This window comes from Bradyrhizobium sp. Kon56 (assembly GCF_055807635.1).
The window spans coordinates 248,122-268,505 of sequence record NZ_JBVVOU010000001.1 but is presented as its reverse complement, the minus strand read 5'-3'; the positions used below and the strand labels follow the sequence as shown (position 1 = coordinate 268,505).

The 20,384-nt window shown below is 64.6% G+C and carries 19 protein-coding genes; 11 read left to right on the top strand and 8 right to left on the bottom strand.

What is annotated here, in order from left to right:
• Positions 1-126: 126 nt before the first annotated feature.
• Entirely contained in the window at positions 127-1,200 is a 1,074-nt protein-coding gene (locus tag AC0L3B_RS01215) for a tartrate dehydrogenase (RefSeq protein ID WP_018456997.1), read from the bottom strand.
• 157 nt (positions 1,201-1,357) lie between these two features.
• Between AC0L3B_RS01215 and AC0L3B_RS01210 the strand changes: the two genes are divergently transcribed.
• Both AC0L3B_RS01210 and AC0L3B_RS01205 read left to right on the top strand, forming a co-directional pair.
• Positions 1,358-2,134, top strand: a complete 777-nt coding sequence (locus AC0L3B_RS01210; RefSeq protein ID WP_018456998.1) for an SDR family oxidoreductase — start codon at positions 1,358-1,360, stop codon at positions 2,132-2,134.
• Positions 2,135-2,286: 152 nt separating this feature from the next.
• Entirely contained in the window at positions 2,287-3,705 is a 1,419-nt protein-coding gene (locus tag AC0L3B_RS01205) for an amidase (protein WP_018456999.1), read from the top strand.
• A gap of 155 nt (positions 3,706-3,860) precedes the next feature.
• Here the strand turns inward: AC0L3B_RS01205 and AC0L3B_RS01200 are convergent, their stop codons facing one another.
• The gene (locus AC0L3B_RS01200; RefSeq protein WP_018457000.1) at positions 3,861-4,967 is read right to left on the bottom strand and encodes an amino acid ABC transporter permease; all 1,107 of its coding nucleotides are present in this window, start codon (positions 4,965-4,967) and stop codon (positions 3,861-3,863) included.
• 2 nt (positions 4,968-4,969) lie between these two features.
• Positions 4,970-6,157 carry an amino acid ABC transporter permease gene (locus tag AC0L3B_RS01195; protein WP_018457001.1) on the bottom strand — a complete coding sequence of 396 codons (1,188 nt, stop codon included), beginning with the start codon at positions 6,155-6,157 and terminating at the stop codon, positions 4,970-4,972.
• 86 nt (positions 6,158-6,243) lie between these two features.
• On the opposite strand from AC0L3B_RS01195, the gene AC0L3B_RS01190 reads away from it, so the two are divergent.
• The 4 genes from AC0L3B_RS01190 (at position 6,244) to AC0L3B_RS01175 (ending at position 10,209) form a co-directional block, all read left to right on the top strand.
• The gene (locus tag AC0L3B_RS01190) at positions 6,244-7,116 is read left to right on the top strand and encodes a MurR/RpiR family transcriptional regulator (protein ID WP_018457002.1); all 873 of its coding nucleotides are present in this window, start codon (positions 6,244-6,246) and stop codon (positions 7,114-7,116) included.
• A 3-nt stretch (positions 7,117-7,119) separates the two neighbouring features.
• Positions 7,120-8,469 carry an aspartate aminotransferase family protein gene (locus tag AC0L3B_RS01185; RefSeq protein ID WP_018457003.1) on the top strand — a complete coding sequence of 450 codons (1,350 nt, stop codon included), beginning with the start codon at positions 7,120-7,122 and terminating at the stop codon, positions 8,467-8,469.
• Positions 8,470-8,481: 12 nt separating this feature from the next.
• On the top strand, positions 8,482-9,495 hold the full coding sequence (locus AC0L3B_RS01180) for an amino acid ABC transporter substrate-binding protein (RefSeq protein ID WP_085352170.1): 1,014 nt from the start codon (positions 8,482-8,484) through the stop codon (positions 9,493-9,495).
• 63 nt (positions 9,496-9,558) lie between these two features.
• Positions 9,559-10,209 (top strand): aspartate/glutamate racemase family protein, encoded by a 651-nt coding sequence (locus AC0L3B_RS01175; protein ID WP_018457005.1) that lies wholly within the window; start codon positions 9,559-9,561, stop codon positions 10,207-10,209.
• On the opposite strand, the gene AC0L3B_RS01170 is transcribed toward AC0L3B_RS01175, so the two are convergent.
• Entirely contained in the window at positions 10,206-10,853 is a 648-nt protein-coding gene (locus tag AC0L3B_RS01170; RefSeq protein ID WP_018457006.1) for a TetR/AcrR family transcriptional regulator, read from the bottom strand. The two genes, AC0L3B_RS01175 and AC0L3B_RS01170, sit on opposite strands and share 4 nt — an antisense overlap.
• A 136-nt stretch (positions 10,854-10,989) precedes the next feature.
• On the opposite strand from AC0L3B_RS01170, the gene AC0L3B_RS01165 reads away from it, so the two are divergent.
• The 4 genes from AC0L3B_RS01165 to AC0L3B_RS01150 all read left to right on the top strand — a co-directional run bounded on the left by AC0L3B_RS01165 (position 10,990) and on the right by AC0L3B_RS01150 (position 14,456).
• Positions 10,990-11,199 (top strand): ferredoxin, encoded by a 210-nt coding sequence (locus AC0L3B_RS01165; RefSeq protein WP_007607931.1) that lies wholly within the window; start codon positions 10,990-10,992, stop codon positions 11,197-11,199.
• A gap of 67 nt (positions 11,200-11,266) precedes the next feature.
• Positions 11,267-12,490 carry a cytochrome P450 gene (locus tag AC0L3B_RS01160; protein ID WP_473379917.1) on the top strand — a complete coding sequence of 408 codons (1,224 nt, stop codon included), beginning with the start codon at positions 11,267-11,269 and terminating at the stop codon, positions 12,488-12,490.
• A 54-nt stretch (positions 12,491-12,544) separates the two neighbouring features.
• Positions 12,545-13,207 (top strand): sulfite oxidase-like oxidoreductase, encoded by a 663-nt coding sequence (locus tag AC0L3B_RS01155; RefSeq protein ID WP_018457009.1) that lies wholly within the window; start codon positions 12,545-12,547, stop codon positions 13,205-13,207.
• 25 nt (positions 13,208-13,232) lie between these two features.
• Positions 13,233-14,456, top strand: coding sequence for a bifunctional alpha/beta hydrolase/OsmC family protein (locus tag AC0L3B_RS01150; RefSeq protein WP_204510620.1), 1,224 nt, complete (start codon positions 13,233-13,235; stop codon positions 14,454-14,456).
• A 10-nt stretch (positions 14,457-14,466) separates the two neighbouring features.
• On the opposite strand, the gene pdxR is transcribed toward AC0L3B_RS01150, so the two are convergent.
• A complete protein-coding gene (gene pdxR / locus AC0L3B_RS01145) occupies positions 14,467-15,897 on the bottom strand; it encodes a MocR-like pyridoxine biosynthesis transcription factor PdxR (protein WP_018457011.1) in 1,431 nt (476 codons plus the stop codon).
• A gap of 101 nt (positions 15,898-15,998) precedes the next feature.
• Between pdxR and AC0L3B_RS01140 the strand changes: the two genes are divergently transcribed.
• Positions 15,999-16,913, top strand: a complete 915-nt coding sequence (locus AC0L3B_RS01140) for a DMT family transporter (protein ID WP_026233280.1) — start codon at positions 15,999-16,001, stop codon at positions 16,911-16,913.
• On the opposite strand, the gene AC0L3B_RS01135 is transcribed toward AC0L3B_RS01140, so the two are convergent.
• The 3 genes from AC0L3B_RS01135 to paaK form a co-directional block, all read right to left on the bottom strand.
• Positions 16,892-17,950 (bottom strand): YeeE/YedE family protein, encoded by a 1,059-nt coding sequence (locus AC0L3B_RS01135; RefSeq protein WP_026233281.1) that lies wholly within the window; start codon positions 17,948-17,950, stop codon positions 16,892-16,894. The genes AC0L3B_RS01140 and AC0L3B_RS01135 overlap by 22 nt on opposite strands.
• Before the next feature lie 2 nt (positions 17,951-17,952).
• A complete protein-coding gene (locus AC0L3B_RS01130) occupies positions 17,953-18,957 on the bottom strand; it encodes a quinone oxidoreductase family protein (protein ID WP_026233282.1) in 1,005 nt (334 codons plus the stop codon).
• 79 nt (positions 18,958-19,036) lie between these two features.
• A complete protein-coding gene (paaK, locus tag AC0L3B_RS01125; RefSeq protein WP_018457015.1) occupies positions 19,037-20,368 on the bottom strand; it encodes a phenylacetate--CoA ligase PaaK in 1,332 nt (443 codons plus the stop codon).
• Positions 20,369-20,384: the final 16 nt, after the last annotated feature.

The window sequence follows — 20,384 nt, the reverse complement described above, 5'->3', positions numbered from 1 at the left end:
GGGTTCTGTCCGCGAAGGGAAATGCACAATTGAGAGGTCTGTCTCCGCGGAGACAACCCCTCACCCGTCTTCGATGCTTCGCATCGAAGCCACCCTCCCCCACAAGGGGGGAGGGAAAGCAGCGCTCTAATCCACCATATCCGCGACCGCCTTGCCGCAAGCCGTAGTGTCGGCATTGCCGCCGAGATCCTTGGTGCGGAGCGTGCGCTCTGCCAGCGTGCGCTCGATCGCATCGACGATCGACTTGCCGGCTTTCTTCTCGCCGAGATGCTCGAGCATCATCGAGCCGGACCAGATTGCGCCGATCGGATTGGCGATGCCCTGCCCCGCGATGTCGGGCGCCGAGCCGTGCACCGGCTCGAACACCGACGGGAAATTGCCGTCGGGGTTGATGTTGCCGGACGGCGCGATGCCGATGGTGCCGGTGCAGGCCGGGCCGAGATCCGACAGGATGTCACCGAACAAATTGGAGCCGACCACGACGTCGAACCAATCCGGATGCAGCACGAAGTTCGCGGTCAGGATGTCGATGTGATACTTGTCCCACTTCACGCTTGGATACTTCTTCGCCATCGCCTCCACGCGCTCGTCCCAATAGGGCATGGTGATGGAGATGCCGTTCGACTTGGTCGCCGAGGTCAGGTGCTTCTTCGGCCGCGACTGCGCGAGCTCGAATGCGAACTTCAGGATGCGATCGACGCCGATGCGGGTCATCACCGTCTGCTGCGTCACGAATTCACGGTCGGTGTCCGGGAACATGCGGCCGCCGACGGAGGAATATTCGCCTTCGGTGTTCTCGCGCACGACCCAGAAATCAATGTCGCCGGGCTTGCGGTTGGCCAGCGGCGACGGCACGCCCGGCATCAGCCGCACCGGGCGCAAATTCACATATTGGTCGAACTCGCGGCGGAATTTGATCAGTGAACCCCAGAGCGAGACGTGATCCGGAATCTTGGCCGGCCAGCCGACCGCGCCGAAATAGATCGCATCGTGCTTGCCGATCTGATCCTTCCAATCGTCCGGCATCATCTGGCCGTGCTTCTCGTAATAGTCCCACGACGAGAAGTCGAAATGATCGAAATGAAGGGACACGCCGTGCTTCTTCGCCGCGGTCTCCAGAACGCGCAGGCCCTCGGGCATCACTTCCTTGCCGATGCCGTCGCCGGGAATGACCGCGATCCGGTATTGTTTCTTGCTCATCGAGAACGTCCTTGATTGGTCCGGCAGCCGCCGTCTTTTTGACCGCACTGCAATGGACCAAACGCGACGGCAGTGCAACGCTGCACTGCAATGTTGACCATGGCGCGGCCGACCGCCTACTGATTTTATTCCCGTTCCTCTCCTGCGAGTAACTCCCATGGATCTGCACCTGCGTGGCAAGCGCGTCCTGATCACGGGCGCGTCCAAGGGTATCGGCGCAGCCGCCGCCGAGGCCTTTGCCGAGGAAGGCTGTCATCTCCTCCTCGCCGCCCGCAATGGCGATCAGCTCAAGGCTTTGGCCGAGCGCTTGCGCTCGGCGCACCAGATCGATGCCGCCACGAGCATTGTGGATTTGCGCAGGAGCGAGGATTTGACGCGGCTCGCCAAGGAAGCCGCCGACATCGACGTGCTCGTCAACAATGCCGGCGACATTCCCGCCGGCTCCATTGACAAGATCGACGAGGCCACCTGGCGGCACGCTTGGGAATTGAAAGTGTTCGGCTACATCAACCTCACGCGTATGATCTATGCGCAGATGAAGGCGAAGGGCGGCGGCGTGATCGTCAACGACATCGGCGCCGCCGGCGAGAAATTCGACGCCAACTACATCTGCGGCAGCGCCGGCAATGCCGCGCTGATGGCCTTCACCCGCGCGCTCGGGGGCAAGAGCCTCGCCGACAACATCCGTGTGGTCGGCATCAATCCCGGCCCGGTTGGCACTGACCGTCACGTCACCCTGCTGAAGATGCGGGCAAACCACCAGTTCGGCGACGAGAGCCGCTACAAGGAATTCCAGAAGAGCCTGCCGCTCGGCAGGCCTGCGCATGCGCGCGAGATCGGCGATCTCATGGCGTTCCTGGCGTCGGATCGCGCGGGCTATACGTCGGGGGTCATCTATACGGTGGATGGCGGAATCAGCGCAGGATGGGGTTAACTTATCCTCGTCATTGCGAGCGCAGCGACTTGTCCGCCGAAGCTTTAGCGAAGGCGGAAGCAATCCAGGAATGTATCTGCGGCAAAAGTCTGGATTGTTTCGTCGCTTCGCTCCTCGCAATAACGCCTAAAATAAGCACAGGAGTAGAATAGTTGTCTCAGGACCTGATCCGCGAATCCGCTTGCGCCGTCGTCGACAAGCTGCGCTCCGGCGACGTCTCGCCGCTGGAGCTCTTGGATGTGCTGGAGAAGCGCATCACCGAAGTCGATGGCAAGGTCAACGCGCTGCCGACGCTGTGCTTCGATCGCGCGCGGGATAGCGCAAAGGCGCTGATGCGGAAGCCGGCCGGTGCGCGCGGATTGCTCGCAGGCCTGCCGGTGCCGATCAAGGATCTGACCGATGTTGCAGGTGTGCTGAACACACAGGGCTCGCCGATCTTCAAGGACAACATCCCGGCGACGTCCGACATCCTGGTCGAAAATCTCGAGGCCAACGGCGCGGTCGTCTATGCCAAGTCGAACACGCCGGAATTCGGTGCGGGCGCCAACACCTTCAACGAGGTGTTCGGTGCAACCCTCAATCCCTGGGATACGTCCAAATCGGCAGCCGGCTCGTCAGGCGGCGCGGCCGTTGCGCTCGCCACCGGCATGGCCTGGCTCGCGCAAGGCTCCGACATGGGCGGCAGTCTGCGCAGTCCGGCAGCTTTCTGCGGCGTCGTGGGCATGCGGCCGAGCATCGGCCGCGTCGCGCACACGCCGAAAGCGGCCATCGATCGTAACCTCGGCGTCGTCGGTCCGATGGCACGCAACGTCGAGGATCTCGCGCTGCTGCTCGACGCCATGAGCGGCGACTATGCCGCCGACCCGCTGTCGCTGCCGACGCCCTTGACGTCGTTTCTCTCGGCGGCGCAGTCAGGCAGCAAACCGAAGCGCATCGCCTATTCGGCGGATCTCGGCATCACACCGGTCGATCCCGAAGTCAAAGCGATCACGCGGAAAGCGGCGGAACGCTTTGCCGAAGCCGGCGCCATCGTCGAGGAGGCGCATCCGGATTGGCGCGATGCGCATGAGTGCTTCCACGTGCTGCGCGCGTTCGACTTCGCGATCAGCAAGGCGCAGCTGCTGCGCACCAAGCGCGACCTGCTCAAGCCCGAGGTGATCTGGAACATCGAGGAAGGCCTCAAGCTCACGACCGAGCAGCTCGAACGCGCCGAGGCGCAGCGCGTCGGCATGACAGCGCGTGCGATCGAGTTCTTCAAGCGCTACGATCTGCTGCTGGTACCGACCACGATCGTGCCGCCCTTCCCGATCGAGCACCGTTATGTCGCCGAATGCGCCGGCAAGAAGTTCGACAATTACGTCGAGTGGCTCGGCATCGTCTATGCCATCACGCTCGCCTGCTGTCCCGCGCTGTCGTTGCCGTGCGGCTTCACCGCATCGGGACTTCCGGTCGGCCTGCAGGTCGTCGGGGCTCCGCGCGCGGATGCGCAGGTGATCGCCGGCGCGAAGACGCTGGAGGATATTTTGGGCGTGCGTGGCACGACGCCGATTGATCCGCGGGTGAAGAACTAGGTTCCCGCTCTCGTGCCCCGCACGCGGCGCAGCGCCTCTTCGGCGGTGCGCTGCAGAGCCGGGGCCCAAGTCTCCAGGACTTCCCGTGTATCCCTGGGTCCCGGCTCTGCGGTGCAGCGCTTTGCGCCGCACCTTGTCCGGAACACGCGCGGCCTTCACCTTCCGCTCGTCGCCTCCAGGCTCCGGCTATACCGCGACATCGCGAAGCAGAAGACAAAATAGATCACGGCGACGAAGATGTAGACTTCGACGGAGAATTGCTGCCACGCCGGATCGATGATCGCGGTCTTGGCCGTGGTGAGCAGGTCGAAGATACCGATGATCAGAACGAGGCTGGTGTCCTTGAAGAAGGCGATGAAGGTGTTGACCAGCGGCGGGATGACGTGACGGATCGCCTGCGGCAGGACGATCAGCCGGTTCTTGCGCCAGTAGGACAGGCCGAGCGCCTCGGCGGCCTCGTATTGCCCGCGGGGCACGGCCTGGAGGCCGCCGCGGATGACTTCGGCAAGATAGGCACCCGCGAACAGGATGATCGCGACCTGCGCGCGCAAGAGCTTGTCGATGTTGAATCCGTTCGGCATGAACAGCGGAAACATCACGCTCGCCATGAACAGCAGACTGACCAGCGGCACGCCGCGGATCAGCTCGACATAGAGCACGCTGAGCGAGCGGATCGCCGGCAGTTTTGAGCGCCGGCCTAGTGCGACGAGGATGCCGAGCGGGAAGCCGAAGGCCAGACCAAAGGTCGCCAGGATCAGCGTCACCGGCAAACCACCCCAACGGTCCTGCGAGACGAACGACAGACCGAGTATGCCACCCCACATCAGCATACTGATCAGCGCGAGCGCTCCGATCCAGAGATAGGCCAGTTCGCGTCGCCATAAGGCGCGGCGGCTGGAGAGATAGAACAGGGCGATGAACAGCAGCACCGCCAGTGCCGGCCGCCACTGCTCGTCGAACGGATAGGTGCCAAACAGGATGAAGCGGTATTTTTCGGGGATGATTGCCCAGCATGCACCGAGTCCGCGTACCGCGCGGCAGGCGCTGGAATCGTTCGCCGGGGTGACCCAGACCGCATTGGCGATACCCCATTGCACGAAGCTGAAAAGGCCCTTTGCGAGCACCGCCAGCAACACAACCGAGAGGATGCCGTTCGGGATCGACGAGAACAGATTGGTGCGCAGCCAGCGCAGCACCGGGTTACCAATCTGCGGGCGGCGGGCGGCGCGCGGTGCTTCCGGAATGTCGGCGATCGCCGTCATGGTCAGCGCTCCACCAGCGCGATGCGCGAATTGTACCAGTTCATGAAAAAGCTGATGCCGAGGCTGATGGTGAGAAACACCGCCATGATCAAGGCAATGGCCTCGATCGCCTGCCCGGTCTGGTTCAATGTCGTGTTGGCGATCGAGACCACGTCCTGATAGCCGATCGCCACCGCGAGCGAAGAGTTCTTGGTCAGATTGAGGTACTGGCTCGTCATTGGCGGCACGATGACGCGTAGCGCCTGTGGCAGGATGATCTGCCGCAGCATGAAGCTGCGGCGCAGTCCCAGCGCGTTGGCGGCATCCCACTGGCCGCGCGGCACCGACTGGATGCCGCTGCGCACAATCTCGGCGATGAAGGCCGAGGTGTAGGTGACGAGCGCGATCAGCAGCGCGAAATATTCCGGCGCGAGCGTCAGTCCGCCGACGAAGTTGAAGCCGCGCAACTCAGGCCATTCGATCGTCCAGGCCACGCCCAGCAGCACGGACACCGCCGCAGGCAGCACAACGAGCAAGCCGAGTGCAAAAGGCCAGGCCGGCCGCGGCTTGCCGTCGCGCATTTGCTGCGCGATGAGCCGCCGCCGGATCACATAGAACACGACAAGTCCGAGCACTGCCGTGCCGAGCACCCAAAGCTGCGGCGTCCCGATGGGAATCGCCGGCAGGATCAACCCGCGATTGGACAGGAACACGCCCTCAATCGGCCGCCATGCCGCGCGCGCGGCCGGGAGCGCCTGCATCAGCACGTACCAGAACAGGAGCTGGAGCAGCAGCGGGATGTCGCGGAGCGTCTCGACGTACACCGCGGCGAGCCGCGACAGCAGCCAATTGGCCGACAGCCGCGAGATGCCGATCACCGTGCCCAGGATCGTTGCAAGCACGATTCCGATCACGGCGACGCGCAGGGTATTGGCGATGCCGACGACAAAGGCCCAGAGATATGAGTCCCTCGGATTGTAGGCGAGCAGGCTGTCGGCGATGGGCATGCCGGCCTCACGGCCGAGGAAGGCAAAACCGGTCGTGATGCGGCGCACGGAGAGATTGGTGACCGTGTTGGACCAGAGGAACACGATGACCGCGACTACGATCCCCACCACCAGAACCTGCCAGAACAGGCCTTTCAGCTCGCGCTGCCCGAAGGCGCCGAAGAAGCGACGGCGCGGCGGCGGTCTCGGACCGTCTGACGTCACAGCACAAAAATCCTTCTCAAGACGGCGATTTCCGGCAGCGCACGTCAACTGTTGCACCAAACTCAGCTTCGTGCAACAAATGTTTCATGGCCGAGCCCGCGAAATCCTCGCCACTGAGCGAACTGCGCATTGCATTGCCATCGCTTCCGATGCGGTTGCAGGAGGTCGGGCGTTTCGTCGCAGCCAACGATTACGACGCCACCACGCGTTCGATGCGCGATCTCGCAGCGGTTGCCGGCGCCGATCCCGCCGCGTTCACGCGGCTTGCCAAGGCGATCGGCTATTCGGGTTGGGATGAATTGCGCGCGGCGTTGACGGAGGCGCGGCGGCCCTCGCAGCTAGCGCCTTTCTCCGGCCGCGCCAAGGGCCGCTGCCACGGCCCGAACGCCGATGTCGCGCTCATCACCGACAAGCTGGAGGCCGAGGCCGCCGGCCTTCCGCGCATCCCGGCCCGGCCGATCGCGGAGGCGGCGCGCGCACTCCACCACGCCAAGCGGATCTGGATCACCGGCTACCGAAGCTGCCGCAGCGTCGCGGAATTGCTGAACTACGAGCTCCGGCTGTTTCGTCCCGAACAGGTGCAGCTCGTCGGCGCGTCCGGCCCCGACGATCTCGATATGGGCGCGTTCCGGCCCGGCGAGGCCGTCATCGTCATCGGCTTCATGCCCTACACCCACGCGAGCGTCCGGGTCGCGCAGGCCGCCTATCGCGCCGGCGCGGCCCTGATCGCGATCGCCGATAGCCCATCGGCGCCGATGGCTGAAGGTGCCGACCACGTGCTGCTGTTCGAGGCGGCCTCCTCTCCCGGCTTTTTCCCGAGCCTCACCGGCGCCATCGCGATCGCGCAATCGCTCGCCGCCGTGACGTTTTCGCTCGGCGGCACGGCCGCGAAAAAGCGCCTGGAGAATACCGAGGCCCGGCTGGCCGCGGCTTCAACTTACGTATCAGAGAAAGGTTGACCCATGGCCGCCCGCACCAGCCGCGTGCTGCATCGCTCGCTGCGCGAAACGCCGCCCAAGGCAATCGGCGGCGAAGGCGTCTATCTCTTTGCCGAGGACGGACGCCGCGTGATCGACGCCTCCGGCGGCGCGGCGGTCTCTTGCCTCGGCCACCAGCATCCACGCGTGATCGCAGCGATCACGAAGCAGGCTTCGACCCTCGCTTATGCCCACACAGCCTTCTTCTCGTCGGAGCCGGCGGAGGCGCTTGCCGAGACGCTGGTCGGCCACGAGCCCGGTGGCCTCGCCTACGCCTATTTCGTCAGCGGCGGATCGGAAGCGATCGAGGCCAGCATCAAGCTCGCGCGGCAATTTTTCATCGAACGCGGCGAGCCGCAGCGGCAGCATTTCATCGCTCGGCGCCAGAGCTATCACGGCAACACGCTTGGCGCACTGGCCGCCGGCGGCAATGCCTGGCGGCGTGCGCCCTATGCGCCGCTGCTCTCCGACGCCTTCAGCCATGTGACCCCGGCCTTCGCTTATCACGAGAAGCACGATGGTGAATCGGACGCGCAGTTCGTGGCGCGGCTCGCCGCCGAACTCGAAGCCGAGTTTCAGCGGCTTGGCCCCGACACCGTCGCCGCGTTCCTCGCAGAGCCCGTCGTCGGCGCCACCGCAGGTGCCGTCACGGCGCCGGACGGCTACTTCAGGGCGGTGCGCGAGATCTGCGACCGACACGGCGCGCTGCTCATTCTCGACGAGGTCATGAGCGGCATGGGCCGCACCGGCACCACGCACGCCTGGGAGCAGGAAGGCGTGGCACCCGACATCCAGGCGATCGCCAAGGGTCTCGGCGGCGGCTACCAGCCGATCGGTGCAATGCTCGCGAGCGGCAGGATCATCGACACAATCCGCTCAGGTTCGGGCGCCTTCCTGCACGGCCACACGTATCTGGCGCACCCTCTCGCTTGCGCCGCCGCGCTCGCGGTGCAGGACGTGATCCGCGAGGACGGCCTGCTCGACCGGGTCAAGGAGCGCGGCAAGCAGCTCGAGCAGCGGCTCACCGAGCGCTTCGGCAATCACCGCCATATCGGCGACATCAGGGGCCGCGGCCTGTTCTGGGCCATCGAGCTCGTCGCCGATCGCGCCAGCCGAACCTCGTTTGATCCCGCGCTGAAGCTGAATCAGAAGATCAAGGCGGAGGCCTTCGCCAACGGCCTCGGCTGCTATCCCGGCGGCGGCACCGCAGACGGCATCCGTGGCGACCACGTGCTGCTGGCGCCGCCCTATATCACCTCCGCGGAGGAGATCGATCTGATCGTCGACAAGCTCGGCACGGCCGTCGACAGCGTATTGCGTCGTGTCAATCACTGAGGGGAGAAAAGCATGATGAGGAAAGTGGTTATCATAGCCGGCGTGCTCGCGGCGTCGACGGTGGTGGCGTCGGCGGCAACGCTCGACACGGTGAAGAGCCGCGGCACGCTGATATGCGGCGTCAGCGCCGGTTTCGCCGGCTTCTCCGCACCGGATTCGCAAGGCAACTACAAGGGTCTCGACGTCGATTATTGCCGCGCGCTCGCCGCCGGCGTGCTCGGCGATGCCAGCAAGGTGCGTTACGTCTCGCTGACCGCGCAGAACCGCTTCACCGCGCTCCAGTCCGGCGAGATCGACGTGCTCTACCGCAACTCGACGCAGACCTATCTGCGCGGTGTCACGCTGGGCCTGCGGCAAGGTCCAATCAACTTCTACGACGGTCAGGGCTTTGTCGTGAAGAAAGACCTCGGCGTGAAGGAGATCAAGGACCTCAAGGGCGCCACCGTCTGCGTCGCGCAGGGTACCACGCATGAGGTCACGCTCGGCGATTACGGCCGCGCCAACGGCATCGATTGGAAGCCGTTGGTGTTCGACCGCGTCGACACCATGTACCAGACCTTCTTCGGCGGCCGCTGCGATGCCATGACCCAGGACGCTTCCGCGCTTGCTGGCGCCGTGACGACCGCGGCGCCGAACGCGGCCGACTACGTCGTGCTGCCGCAGACCATCAGCAAGGAGCCGCTCGGCCCCTTCACCCGCAATGGCGACGAGGTCTGGAGCGACATCATCACCTGGCTGCACTACGGCTTGATCGAGGCCGAAGAGCTCGGCGTCACACAAGGCAATGTCGATGAGATGGCGAAGTCGCAGACGCCCGCGATCCAACGCCTGCTCGGTGCCTCCGGCGATCTCGGCTCGCGGCTCGGGCTCGACAACAAATGGCTGGTCACGGCCATCAAGGCCACCGGCAATTACGGCGAGATCTACGAGCGCAATGTCGGCAAGGCGAGCCCGCTCAAGCTCGAGCGCGGCCTCAACGGTCTCTGGAGCAAGGGCGGCTTGATGTACGCGGTGCCGTTCAAGTAAACGTTTTGCGTGTCCCGGACGCGTTGCGTCCGGGGCTCGCGACCTTCCATCAGGTAACGTTCAATGACGAAGTCTCCTCGCATCGCGCTGATCCACGCCCTCAAGCATTCCATCGCCCCGATCGAAGCTGCGTTCGCGAAGGTGTGGCCGGAAGCGCGGCTGATGAACCTGCTCGACGACAGCCTGTCGTCGGATCTGGCGCGTGACGGCAAGCTCAACGATGCCATGACCGAACGCTTTCTTGCGCTCGGCCACTACGCCGCGGCGACAGGCGCGGACGCGATCCTGTTCACCTGCTCGGCCTTCGGTTCCTGCATCGAGGCGGTTGCGCGCGCACATGCGCCGATGCCGGTGCTCAAGCCGAACGAAGCCATGATCGAGCGCGCGATGACGATGGGCCGGCGGATCGGCCTGCTCTCGACCTTCCCGCCGACGCTGGCTTCGATGCCGCCGGAATTTCCGGCCTCCGTCCAGATCGTGCCGAAACTCGCCGAAGGCGCGCTGGCCGCGCTCGACCGTGGCGACCGCGCTACGCATGACCGGCTGATCGTGGAAGCCGCACGCGATTTGCGCGATTGCGACGTCGTCGCGCTCGCGCAGTTCAGCATCGCGGCAACCGCGCCTCTCGTGGCAGAAGCCACCGGCCGCCCTGTCGTGACCACGCCCGACAGCGCCGTCGAGAAGCTGATGAAGCTGTTGGCGGCGAGGGCTTAAGCGCCAGCCTGTTTCCGGCGCCGCGCGCCTTTGATCGCCGCCGCAAGCGCGGCCTTGGTTTCACTGACAAAATCCTCGACCAGGTCTTCGCGCGTGGCATGGGCCGCCTCGCCGGTGAACAGTCCCTGCTCAGCCAGCATCACCACGCCGTGCACCGCCGCCCAGATCTTGAGCGCCTGCCGCTCGCGCAGATAATCAACGGCCGGGGCTTCCAATGCGTCGACCACGAGCGCAAAGGTTTCGCGGGTCGCTTCGTGCAGCTCGCTGCCTTTCGCCGCACACGACACCGTGCGCGAGGCGAACATCAAGCGGTAGATGCCATTGCGGCGTAAGCCGAAATCCAGCGTCGCCTGCGCCAGCAGCGACAGCTTCGACCGCTTCGACGGCTTTGCCATCGCCGCCCGCAATATCCCGTTGAGCTGCCGGAACGCCTCCGCCGTCACCGCCGCAAGCAGCGCCTCGCGATCGGCGAAATGCCGGTAGGGCGCCGGCTGCGAAACACCCAGCTGCTTTGCCAGCGCCTTGATGCTGATCGCCTCCGTCCCGCCCTGCTCGGCTTCGCGCAGCGCGGCCTTGATCAAGGCGTCGCGGAGATCGCCGTGGTGGTAGGTATTCTCGGGCTTGCGGGCAAGTTGTGAACGCATGTTGCGCAGAGCCTATAAGTTTGCGCTTGACAGGGGAAGCCTGCCGGCGAATGTAATAGCCTATAACTTGAACAAAAACTCAAATGGGAGCGCGCGCCGCCTTCGGGCCGGAGTGCACACGATCGAGGAAGCCGCCATGACAGAGCGACTGAGGGTTCACGTTGATCCCGACAAATGCCAGGGGCACGCGCGCTGCAAGGCGCTGGCGCCGGAGCTGTTCGAGCTGGACGAATACGGCAACGCCCACGAAGCCGGCGACGGCACGGTCCCGCCCGGCCTCGAAGACAAGGCCTGGCTCGCCAAGTCCAATTGCCCGGAAATCGCGATCGACGTGATCGAGGAGTAGCGCGCCCGCTTCTGCCCGCGTGCCTTCCGCGACCACGAGCCCCCAAGGGATTTCAAGGGATTTCGAGATGTCCGACATCAGCCAGCCCACCGCCCATCCGCCCGTGACCGACTGGGTCCATGATTTCGACCACACCGATCCGCAATGGACGGAAGATCCCTTCCCGATTTGGGACGAGCTGCGCGCCGCAAGCCCGGTCGTGCATACCGAACGCTTCCTCGGCTGTTACATGCCGACGACCTATGAGGCAGTGCGCGAGATCGCCAACGACAGCGAGCATTTCTCCTCGCGCCGCATCATCGTCCGGGACGTTCGGCCGGAGATCACCAGCAGAAACTCCGCCCCGCCGATCACGTCCGATCCGCCGGTGCACAAGCCAGCCAAGCAATTGCTGCTGCCGCCGTTCACGCCGGACGCGATGAAGAAGCTGGAGCCGCGGGTGCGCGCGATCTGCAACGAGTTGATCGACGGCTTCATCACTGAAGGCCGACTTGACGCGGCAGAGCGCTACACCAAGCACATTCCGGTTCGCGCGATCGCACACATGCTCGGCATCCCCGAGACGGACAGCGATCTCTTCATCCGATGGATCCACATGATCCTGGAACTTGGCATCAAGGACGAAAACACGTTGCTCCAGGCGGTGCACGAGATGAGCGCCTATTTCAGCGCCCATATCGAAGCGCGCAAGAACAAGCCAACCGACGATCTGATTTCCTACCTGATGAATGCCAGGGACAAGGACGGCAATCCGCTCGAGGATTCGCATGTGCTGGGCTCGTTGCGCCTGCTCCTGATTGCCGGCATCGACACCACCTGGAGCGCGATCGGCTCCTCGCTCTGGCACCTTGTCCGGACGCCCGCCGACCGCGAGCGCCTGGTTGCAGAGCCCGAGCTGATCCCGACCGCGGTGGAGGAGCTGCTGCGCGCCTATTCGCCGGTGACGATGGCGCGCGAAGTGGTCAAGGAGACCACGATTTCGGGCTGCCCGGTCAAGGCAGGCAACATGGTGCTGCTGTCCTTCCCGGCCGCCAACCGGGATCCGAAAATGTTTCCGGATGCTGACAAGGTCGTAATTGACCGCCGCGAGAACCGCCACGCCGCCTTCGGCCTCGGCATCCACCGCTGCGTCGGCTCGAACCTTGCGCGCATGGAGATGCAGGTTGCGCTGGAGGAATGGCTGAAGCGCATTCCGGACTTCGCCCTCGATCCGGCAGGCACGGTGACCTGGTCCCAAGGAACCGTCAGAGGCCCCCGCCAGTTGCCATTTTTGCTTGGAAAGGCGATGTAGACCTCTCCAAACAGTGATACGGAGAGGCCGGACTTGCACCGCCACGAGTAGCCGATGGCCGAAGACAACGAGCCGCCCGACAGCAAGCTGACGCGCACCAAGGAAAAATGGGCGCGCGAGGGCCGCTTTTTGACAGGCAAGATCACGCGCCCGGAAGATCAGCGCCTGCCGCCCGGTCAGCATCTGACAAAGGACTGGCCGGTGCTCGATCTCGGAGTCGTACCGCCGATTTCGCGCGAGCACTGGCGGCTCGACGTCTACGGCGCGATCGAGAACCCCGTGTTCTGGACCTTTGCCGAGTTCGCCGCCCAGAAGCAGGCGCAGTTCATCTCCGACATCCACTGCGTCACCACCTGGTCGCGCTACGACAATGAGTGGGAGGGGCTCGCCACGCGCGAGCTGCTCGCGGCCTGCCAGCCGCGCCCGGACGCGCGCTTCGTCGTGTTGCATTCCCATGATGGCTACACCACCAACCTCGCGCTGGACGACTTTGCCGCCGAGGACGCATTGCTCGCCCATAGCTGGTCCGGTGAGCCATTGTCGGCCGAACATGGCGGCCCGGTACGGCTGGTCGTGCCGCATCTGTATTTCTGGAAGAGCGCCAAATGGGTTCAGTCGATCGAATTCCTGACCGAGGACGCGCCGGGCTTCTGGGAAGTCCGTGGCTACCATAACCGCGGCGATCCCTGGGCAGAGCAACGCTATTCCGGCGACTAGGTTCAGCAAGGAACGGGGGAAACCCATGCCGACAGAGCGCTTTCAATTCACCGGCGAAGGCGGCCATCAGCTTTCGGCCGCGCTGGAGCTACCCGACGGCGAGCCCGGGGCCTTCGCGCTGTTCGCGCATTGCTTCACCTGCGGCAAGGACACGCTGGCCGCCAAACGCATCTCGGTCGCGCTGGCCGCCAAGGGCATCGCGGTGCTGCGCTTCGACTTCACCGGGCTCGGCTCCAGCGAGGGGGATTTTGCCAATTCGACGTTTTCCTCCAACGTTGCCGATCTCGTGCGCGCCGCCGATCATCTGCGTAGCGTCCGCAAGGCGCCGTCGATTCTGATCGGTCACAGCCTCGGCGGCGCCGCGATCCTTGCGGCAGCAGGACGAATCCCGGAAGCCAAGGCGGTTGTGACCATTGCGGCACCATCCGATCCCGCCCACGTCACCGGCCTTTTCAAAGAGCATCTCGGCGACATTCGCACGCAAGGTGAGGTCGAAGTCTCGCTTGCGGGACGCCCGTTCCGGATCAAGCGCGAATTCCTCGACGACGTCGCCGAGCACGAGCTGATGAAAGACGTCGCCGGCCTGCACAAGGCGCTGTTGGTGATGCATTCTCCGGTCGACGATACCGTCGGTATCGACAATGCGACGAAGCTCTTCGTCTCCGCCAGGCATCCCAAGAGCTTCGTCTCGCTCGACCATGCCGATCATCTCCTGACCAAGCCGGCCGACGCGCTCTATGCAGCCGACGTGATCGCGGCCTGGGCGAGCCGGTACATCGACGCGGCCAAACCTGCGAAGGCGATGGATCTCCCCGAGGCGCCGCGCCGGGTCGTGGTGCAGGAGACCCGCAAGAGCAAGTTCAACCAGACCATCTCCGTCGGTCCGCATCAGCTCGTCGCGGACGAGCCGGTCGCCGCCGGCGGCGAGGATGCCGGCCCTGGTCCTTACGATCTCCTGCTCGCTGGCCTCGGGGCCTGTACCTCGATGACCATGCGCCTCTATGCCAACCGCAAGTCGTTGCCGCTCGATCGTGTCACCGTCTCACTGAAGCATTCCAAGATCTATGCAAAAGACTGCGCGGAATGCGAGACGCGCGATGGCATGCTCGACCAGATCGAGCGCGACATCGCGATGGACGGCGCGCTCGATCCCGAGCAGCGCAAGAAATTGATGGAGATCGCCGACAAGTGCCCGGTGCACCGGACGCTGACGTCGGAAATCCGCATCGTGACCAAGGCCGTGGATTAGCGCGACTGCGCTAGAAGCACGACGCCATTGTTCGCACCGCCGCGGTGATCTCGCTCTCGCGCCAGGCCGCGAAGCCGAGCAGCAGGCCGTGGTCGCGCGGCCTGCCCAGTGCCAAGCCGGACAGGGCACGCGTTTCAACGCCCGCTTCGACCAGCCGCTTGACCGCCACCTGATCAGCGCGACCGCGCTTGAGACGCGCGACGAGCTGAATGCCACCGGGGGGCACTTCGGCAGAGAGCACATCGCCCAAATGGCGCTCCAATCCCTCCACGAGGTGATCGCGGCGGGCGTGATAGATCCGGCGCACCCGGCGCAGATGCGCCAGGAAATGCCCGTCGGCAATGAACTCGGCCAGCGCCTCCTGGATGTGGCTCGCGGCGATCAGTCCGATGTGCCGCTGTACGATCTCGAGAGTACCGACCATGGCCGGCGGTACGACGAGGTAGCCAAGCCGGATATCCGAGGTCATGACCTTGGAGAACGTGCCGACATAGAACACGCGGCCGTGGGCATCGAGTCCCTGCAAGGCCGGCACCGGCCGGCTATCATAGTGGAATTCGCCGTCGTAATCGTCCTCCACGATCCAGGTCTTGCCGGGCCTGCTCAGGCCAAGAAACTCCGTGCGGCGCGAGAGCGACATCAGGCGGCCGGTCGGGTGCTGATGCGACGGCGTCATGAAGATCAAGGTCGGGGCCGCCAAGCCACGAATCCGCTGCATGCCCTGCTCGTCCAAACTCATCCCGATCACGCGCGCACCGGATGCGCGGAAGGCGGCCGCGGCGCCGGGATAGCCGGGATCCTCGACCCAGACATCGTCGCCGGGGGTGATGACGGCGGCCGCGATCAGGGTCAGCGCAGCCTGCGCGCTCGGCAGAATCAGGATCTGATCCGCCGTCGCGCGCACGCCCCTGCTGGTCGCAAGATAATGCGCCAGTGCCTCGCGCAGGCGCGGCCGATTGACCGGTCCGAGCTCGCGCCTCGCCGCGCGCACAGCGCTGCGGCGCAGGCAGCGCGCCCAGACCTCGTTGGGAAACTCCCTGAAATCGCCATGTCCGGGACGCAAGGGTCTCAGTCGCGCCTGATAAGACATCGGCCAGTCGGTCTGCGTGAGGCTCGACGCCCAGGGCGAAAGCCGCGGCTTGCCAGGGCGTATGCGAGATGCGACGGCGCCAGCCTCTGTGACGCGCTCGCCGCCGTCGACCGCAACCATCGGACGGCGGCCGTGCGAGGCTTCGAGATATCCCTCGGCGGCGAGTTGCTCGAACGCATAGCTGACGGTGTTGCGCGAGACGCCGAGATCGCTCGCAAGCCCACGGCTCGACGGCAGCGTGCGGCCTTTGACGAGACGCCCGGTCGCGATCAAGCTTCGGAGCTGGCTCGTCAGTTGAGCCACCAGCCCCTCGTCGTCGGCCCGGTTCAGGTCGATCAGGGCGGAGATCATGCTGTCCGGAACTGGCACCCTATTCCTTTCCGATCTGGCACTGTTTCAGGTGCCAGACGAGATGCTATCCGCTGGACTGGACTGCTTCAAGGACCTCCGAAATGAACTCCCTATCCCCCCGCGCAGCCGTTGGCCTGTTTCTCATCGTCGTGCTGGCTTGGGGCATAAACTGGTCGGTGACGAAGCAACTCGTCCAATTCCTTCCACCACTGTGGGCTTCAGCGATCCGGAGTTGGATCGCGCTGGCTGGATTGTTCGTGATCCTCGGGCTCAGCAACAATCTGATGATTCCGGAGCGTCGCGACATCCCGGTGGTCCTGAGCGTTGCACTGCTGCACATGACCGTGTTCTCGGTCCTGGTTGCGGCCGGTGTGCGCTTCCTACCCGCGAGCAAGGCCGTTGTGCTCGGCTACACCACGCCACTCTGGGTCGCGATCGCCGCGCCGCTACTCGGGAAGGACACTTTGACGGCGCCGAAGCTCGCCGGCGCGCTGCTGGGCCTGATCGGCCTGATCGTCATCCTGAACCCGGCCTCGATCGACTGGACCAACACCAATGTCGTGCTCGGCGCCGGCATGGTGATCCTGGCCGCGATCTCATGGGCCGCGAACATTATCTATATCCGCGCCCATCGCTGGATTGCCTCGCCGCTCCAGCTTCTGATCTGGCAAGTGCTCGTGGCAACCATCGTGCTATCGGTGAGCGCGACCATCGCGGATGGCCTGCCGCATGTGGAGTGGTCGTGGAGACTCGTGTTGCTGTTCCTGTATTCCGGGCTGATCGGGACGGTGCTCGCCTATTGGGCGATGTCGATGGTGAATAAGAGCATCTCGGCCCTGACGACCTCGCTCGGCACCACCGCAACGCCGCTCGTCGGCATCGCCAGCGCCGCGATCCTGCTGGGCGAGCCGATCGACATGAGTCTGGTGACAGCGGCCGCGCTGATCATCACCGGCATCGGTCTCGCAACGCTCGGCGATCGCCTGCTGCGTGGTCAGGCTACCGCGAAGGGCTGAACGCGCAGCATCCCGCGCAATCCCGCCGTCGTGCCGAGCAGGATGCCGGCGACGGCGACGAATGAGCCGAGCGCGAGCGTCGACACGCCGGTGAGCCCTTGGCCGATCGAACAGCCGAACGCCATCACGCCGCCGATGCCCATCAGTGCGGCGCCAGCCGCCGATCGCAGCATATGGCGTGGCGAGGAATAGCCTTCGAGATGGAAACGGCCCGTCGCAAGCGCGGTGACCAGACTGCCGGCGAAGACACCTGCAACCGTCGCGATGCCGAAATTCAGCGTCAGGCCCGTCGAGAGCATGGCATATTGCAGGCTGTCCGCGATCGGCGCGACGAAGGTAAGCGAGGTCACGGGGACGGGGTTGAAATCATCCGCGCCGAGATAGCCGGTGACGAACCAGCCGCCGGCGACGAGGAGACCGACGACGACACCGGCTGCAATCTGGCCGGGCGAACGTCGGAACGCTGGGTGCGCGAAAGCAAACAGGATCAGCGTGACGACAACGACAGCAGCAGCCATTGCGCGCGAAAGCGCTTCAGCCGGACCGAACATGGCGAACAATGACGGCAGCGAATTCACGTTGACCGTGGTTTGCGAGGCCTGGACCACGGCGATGCGCGCCGGCGCGATCAGGCCCTTGAGCGTCATCTGCGCGGCGATGGCGAGCACGACCACCACGACGAAGGAGCGGAGATTGCCACGACCGAGCAGCACCAGCGCGCGCGAACCGCAGCCGTTGGACAGTACCATGCCGTATCCGAACAGAAGTCCGCCGAGAAACAGCACCGGCATCGAGAAGGACTGTTGCAGGTAAATCGACTTGCCGAGATTGACCATGCCGGTGCCGGCGAGGAACTGGCTCGCTGTGGTCGCAACCGCGATCGCCAGCGCATAGGTTCGGACCAACCGCCCATCCCCCTCCGACAACCAGCCGCGCATGCTGCTCATCAGGCAGAAGCCGCTGAGCAGGCCGACAGCGCCGTAGACCAGGCCGACGACGAGGCCGGCGAGGATGATGAGTTGTGGAGACGAATCCATGATCAAGGTTTCAGGATCACGCGATCCCGCGAGGAGCCTGCAACGGCGACATAGGCCTCCTTCGCGCGTTCGAGCGGATAGACGGCGTTCGCCTTGATCGGAAACGGTTTCAGGTGCCCGCTCGCGAAGCCCGGGCCGAGGTCACGCAGCACAGCGCCTGTCGCGATCGACGACAGGCCGAGCGTGTCGACGCCGACATAGGTGTGTTGCCCGCGGTAGAATTCGAGAATGTTGAACTGCACGATGCGGTCGATGGCGGCGATCAGGATCTGGCGGCCGCGAAGCGCGAGCGACTTGTGCGCCGCCTGGAAATAGGGATCGCCGACCGTGTTGAAGACGATGTCGGCGCCTTTGCCATCGGTCAACTCGCGCACGCGTGTGGCGACGTCGGTCGCGGAAGCGTCGATCACCTCGATGGATGCATTGGTGTGGCCCTCATAAGGTTCCGCCTTGCGCACCACGCCGATGACATGCGCACCCTGCCACGTCGCGATCTGCACCGCCGCTTGACCAACCTTGCCGTTGGCGCCGAACACCAGCACCGTTTCCCCGGGCTTTGGAATGCCGGCGCGGCGAAAACCCTCCATGGCGGTGACAAAGGGCACGCCGATGCCGGCGGCCTCCTCCCAAGACACGGTCTTCGGCTTCTCCACCACCGCGTCGGATTCAACGACGAGATGGCTGGCGTGAGTGCCGTCGCGGCGGATGCCGAGATCGCCGGAGGAGCCGAACACCTCGCGGCCCATCGTACCGGCCGGCCCGTCGATCACCACGCCGGCGTAATCGCGCCCCGGCGTGCGCGGGAAGATGGCATAGGCCATTAGCCCAGTCGCGGCCTTGACGTCGGACGGATTGACGGCGGCGGCCTTGATCTCGATCAGGAGATCGTTCGGACCGCGCGCGAGCGTATGAGGCTCGACGCGAGGTGCAATCCCAGCGGCGTTCTCGGCCTTGGCATTGACGCGGACGCAGCGCGCCTCGACGGCTTTGGGATTGGCTGACGACATGGAAAAGATCCGCGATTTCTCGCGGGCCTTGTCGCCTCTGAGGGCAGTCAAGTCAATCCGTCAAGTCAATCCCGTCAACTTAATCCTTCGGCCGCTTGTCGTAGAGCCGCTTCGCCTTGCCGAGCGAGCGTTCCAGCGTCGCAGGCGCAACCACCCGCACGTTGGAGCTGATCCCGATCGTGTTCTTGATATGGGTTGAGATCCGATCGGCATGGTCGAGGAGACCCCGGCCATCCCAACTCTCCGGCCGCGCCTCGGCGATGATGGTCAACTCGTCCATGCGTCCTTCCCGAGTCAATTCCAGAATGAAATGCCCGCCGCACCAGTCGGTGGCGAGCAGAACCTCCTCGATCTGGGTCGGGAACAGGTTGACGCCGCGCAGGATGATCATGTCGTCCGAGCGCCCCGTGACCTTCTCCATCCGCCGCATGCCGGGCCGCGCCGTGCCCGGCAGAAGCCGCGTCAGGTCGCGGGTGCGATAGCGGATCACCGGAAAGGCTTCCTTGGTGAGCGATGTAAACACCAGTTCGCCCTTCTCCCCGTCGGGCAGCACCGCACCGGTGTCGGGATCGATCACTTCGGGATAGAAATGATCCTCCCAGATATGCAGGCCGTCCTTGGTCTCGATGCATTCCTGCGCGACGCCGGGGCCGATCACCTCGGAGAGACCGTAGATGTCGGTCGCATCCATGTCGAAGGCATCTTCGATCTCGCCGCGCATCGCATTGGTCCACGGCTCCGCGCCGAAGATGCCGACCTTGAGCGAGCATTGGCGCGGATCGAGCTTCTGACGCTTGAACTCGTCGAGGATCGCCAGCATATAGCTCGGCGTCACCGTAATGATGTCGGGCCGAAAATCGTTGATGAGCTGCACCTGCCGCTCGGTCATGCCCCCGGAGATCGGCACCACAGTGCAGCCGAGTTTTTCGGCGCCGTAGTGCACGCCAAGCCCGCCTGTGAAAAGACCGTAGCCATAAGCATTGTGGATGATCATGCCGGTGCGGCCGCCCGCGGCGCGGATCGAGCGTGCCATCACGTCCGACCAGGTGTCGATGTCGCGTTGCGTATAGCCCACCACGATCGGCTTGCCCGTCGTGCCGGAGGACGCATGCACGCGCACCAGTTTCTCACGGGGCACGGCAAACATGTTGAAGGGATAATTGTCGCGCAGGTCCGTTTTTACGGTGAACGGAAATTTCGCAAGATCCGAGAGCTCGCGAAAGTCGGACGGGTGCACGCCGGCCGCGTCGAAGGCCTTGCGATAGTGCGCGACGTTGTGGTAAGCGTGCTTCAGCGACCAGGCCAGCCGCTGCACCTGGAGTGCCATGATCTCGTCGCGCGATGCACGCTCGTGCGCATCCAGCTCGGCCTTATAGGTGTTGCCACCTTCCTTGAGCCTCGTCAGAGCCATCCTCGTTTCCCCGTAT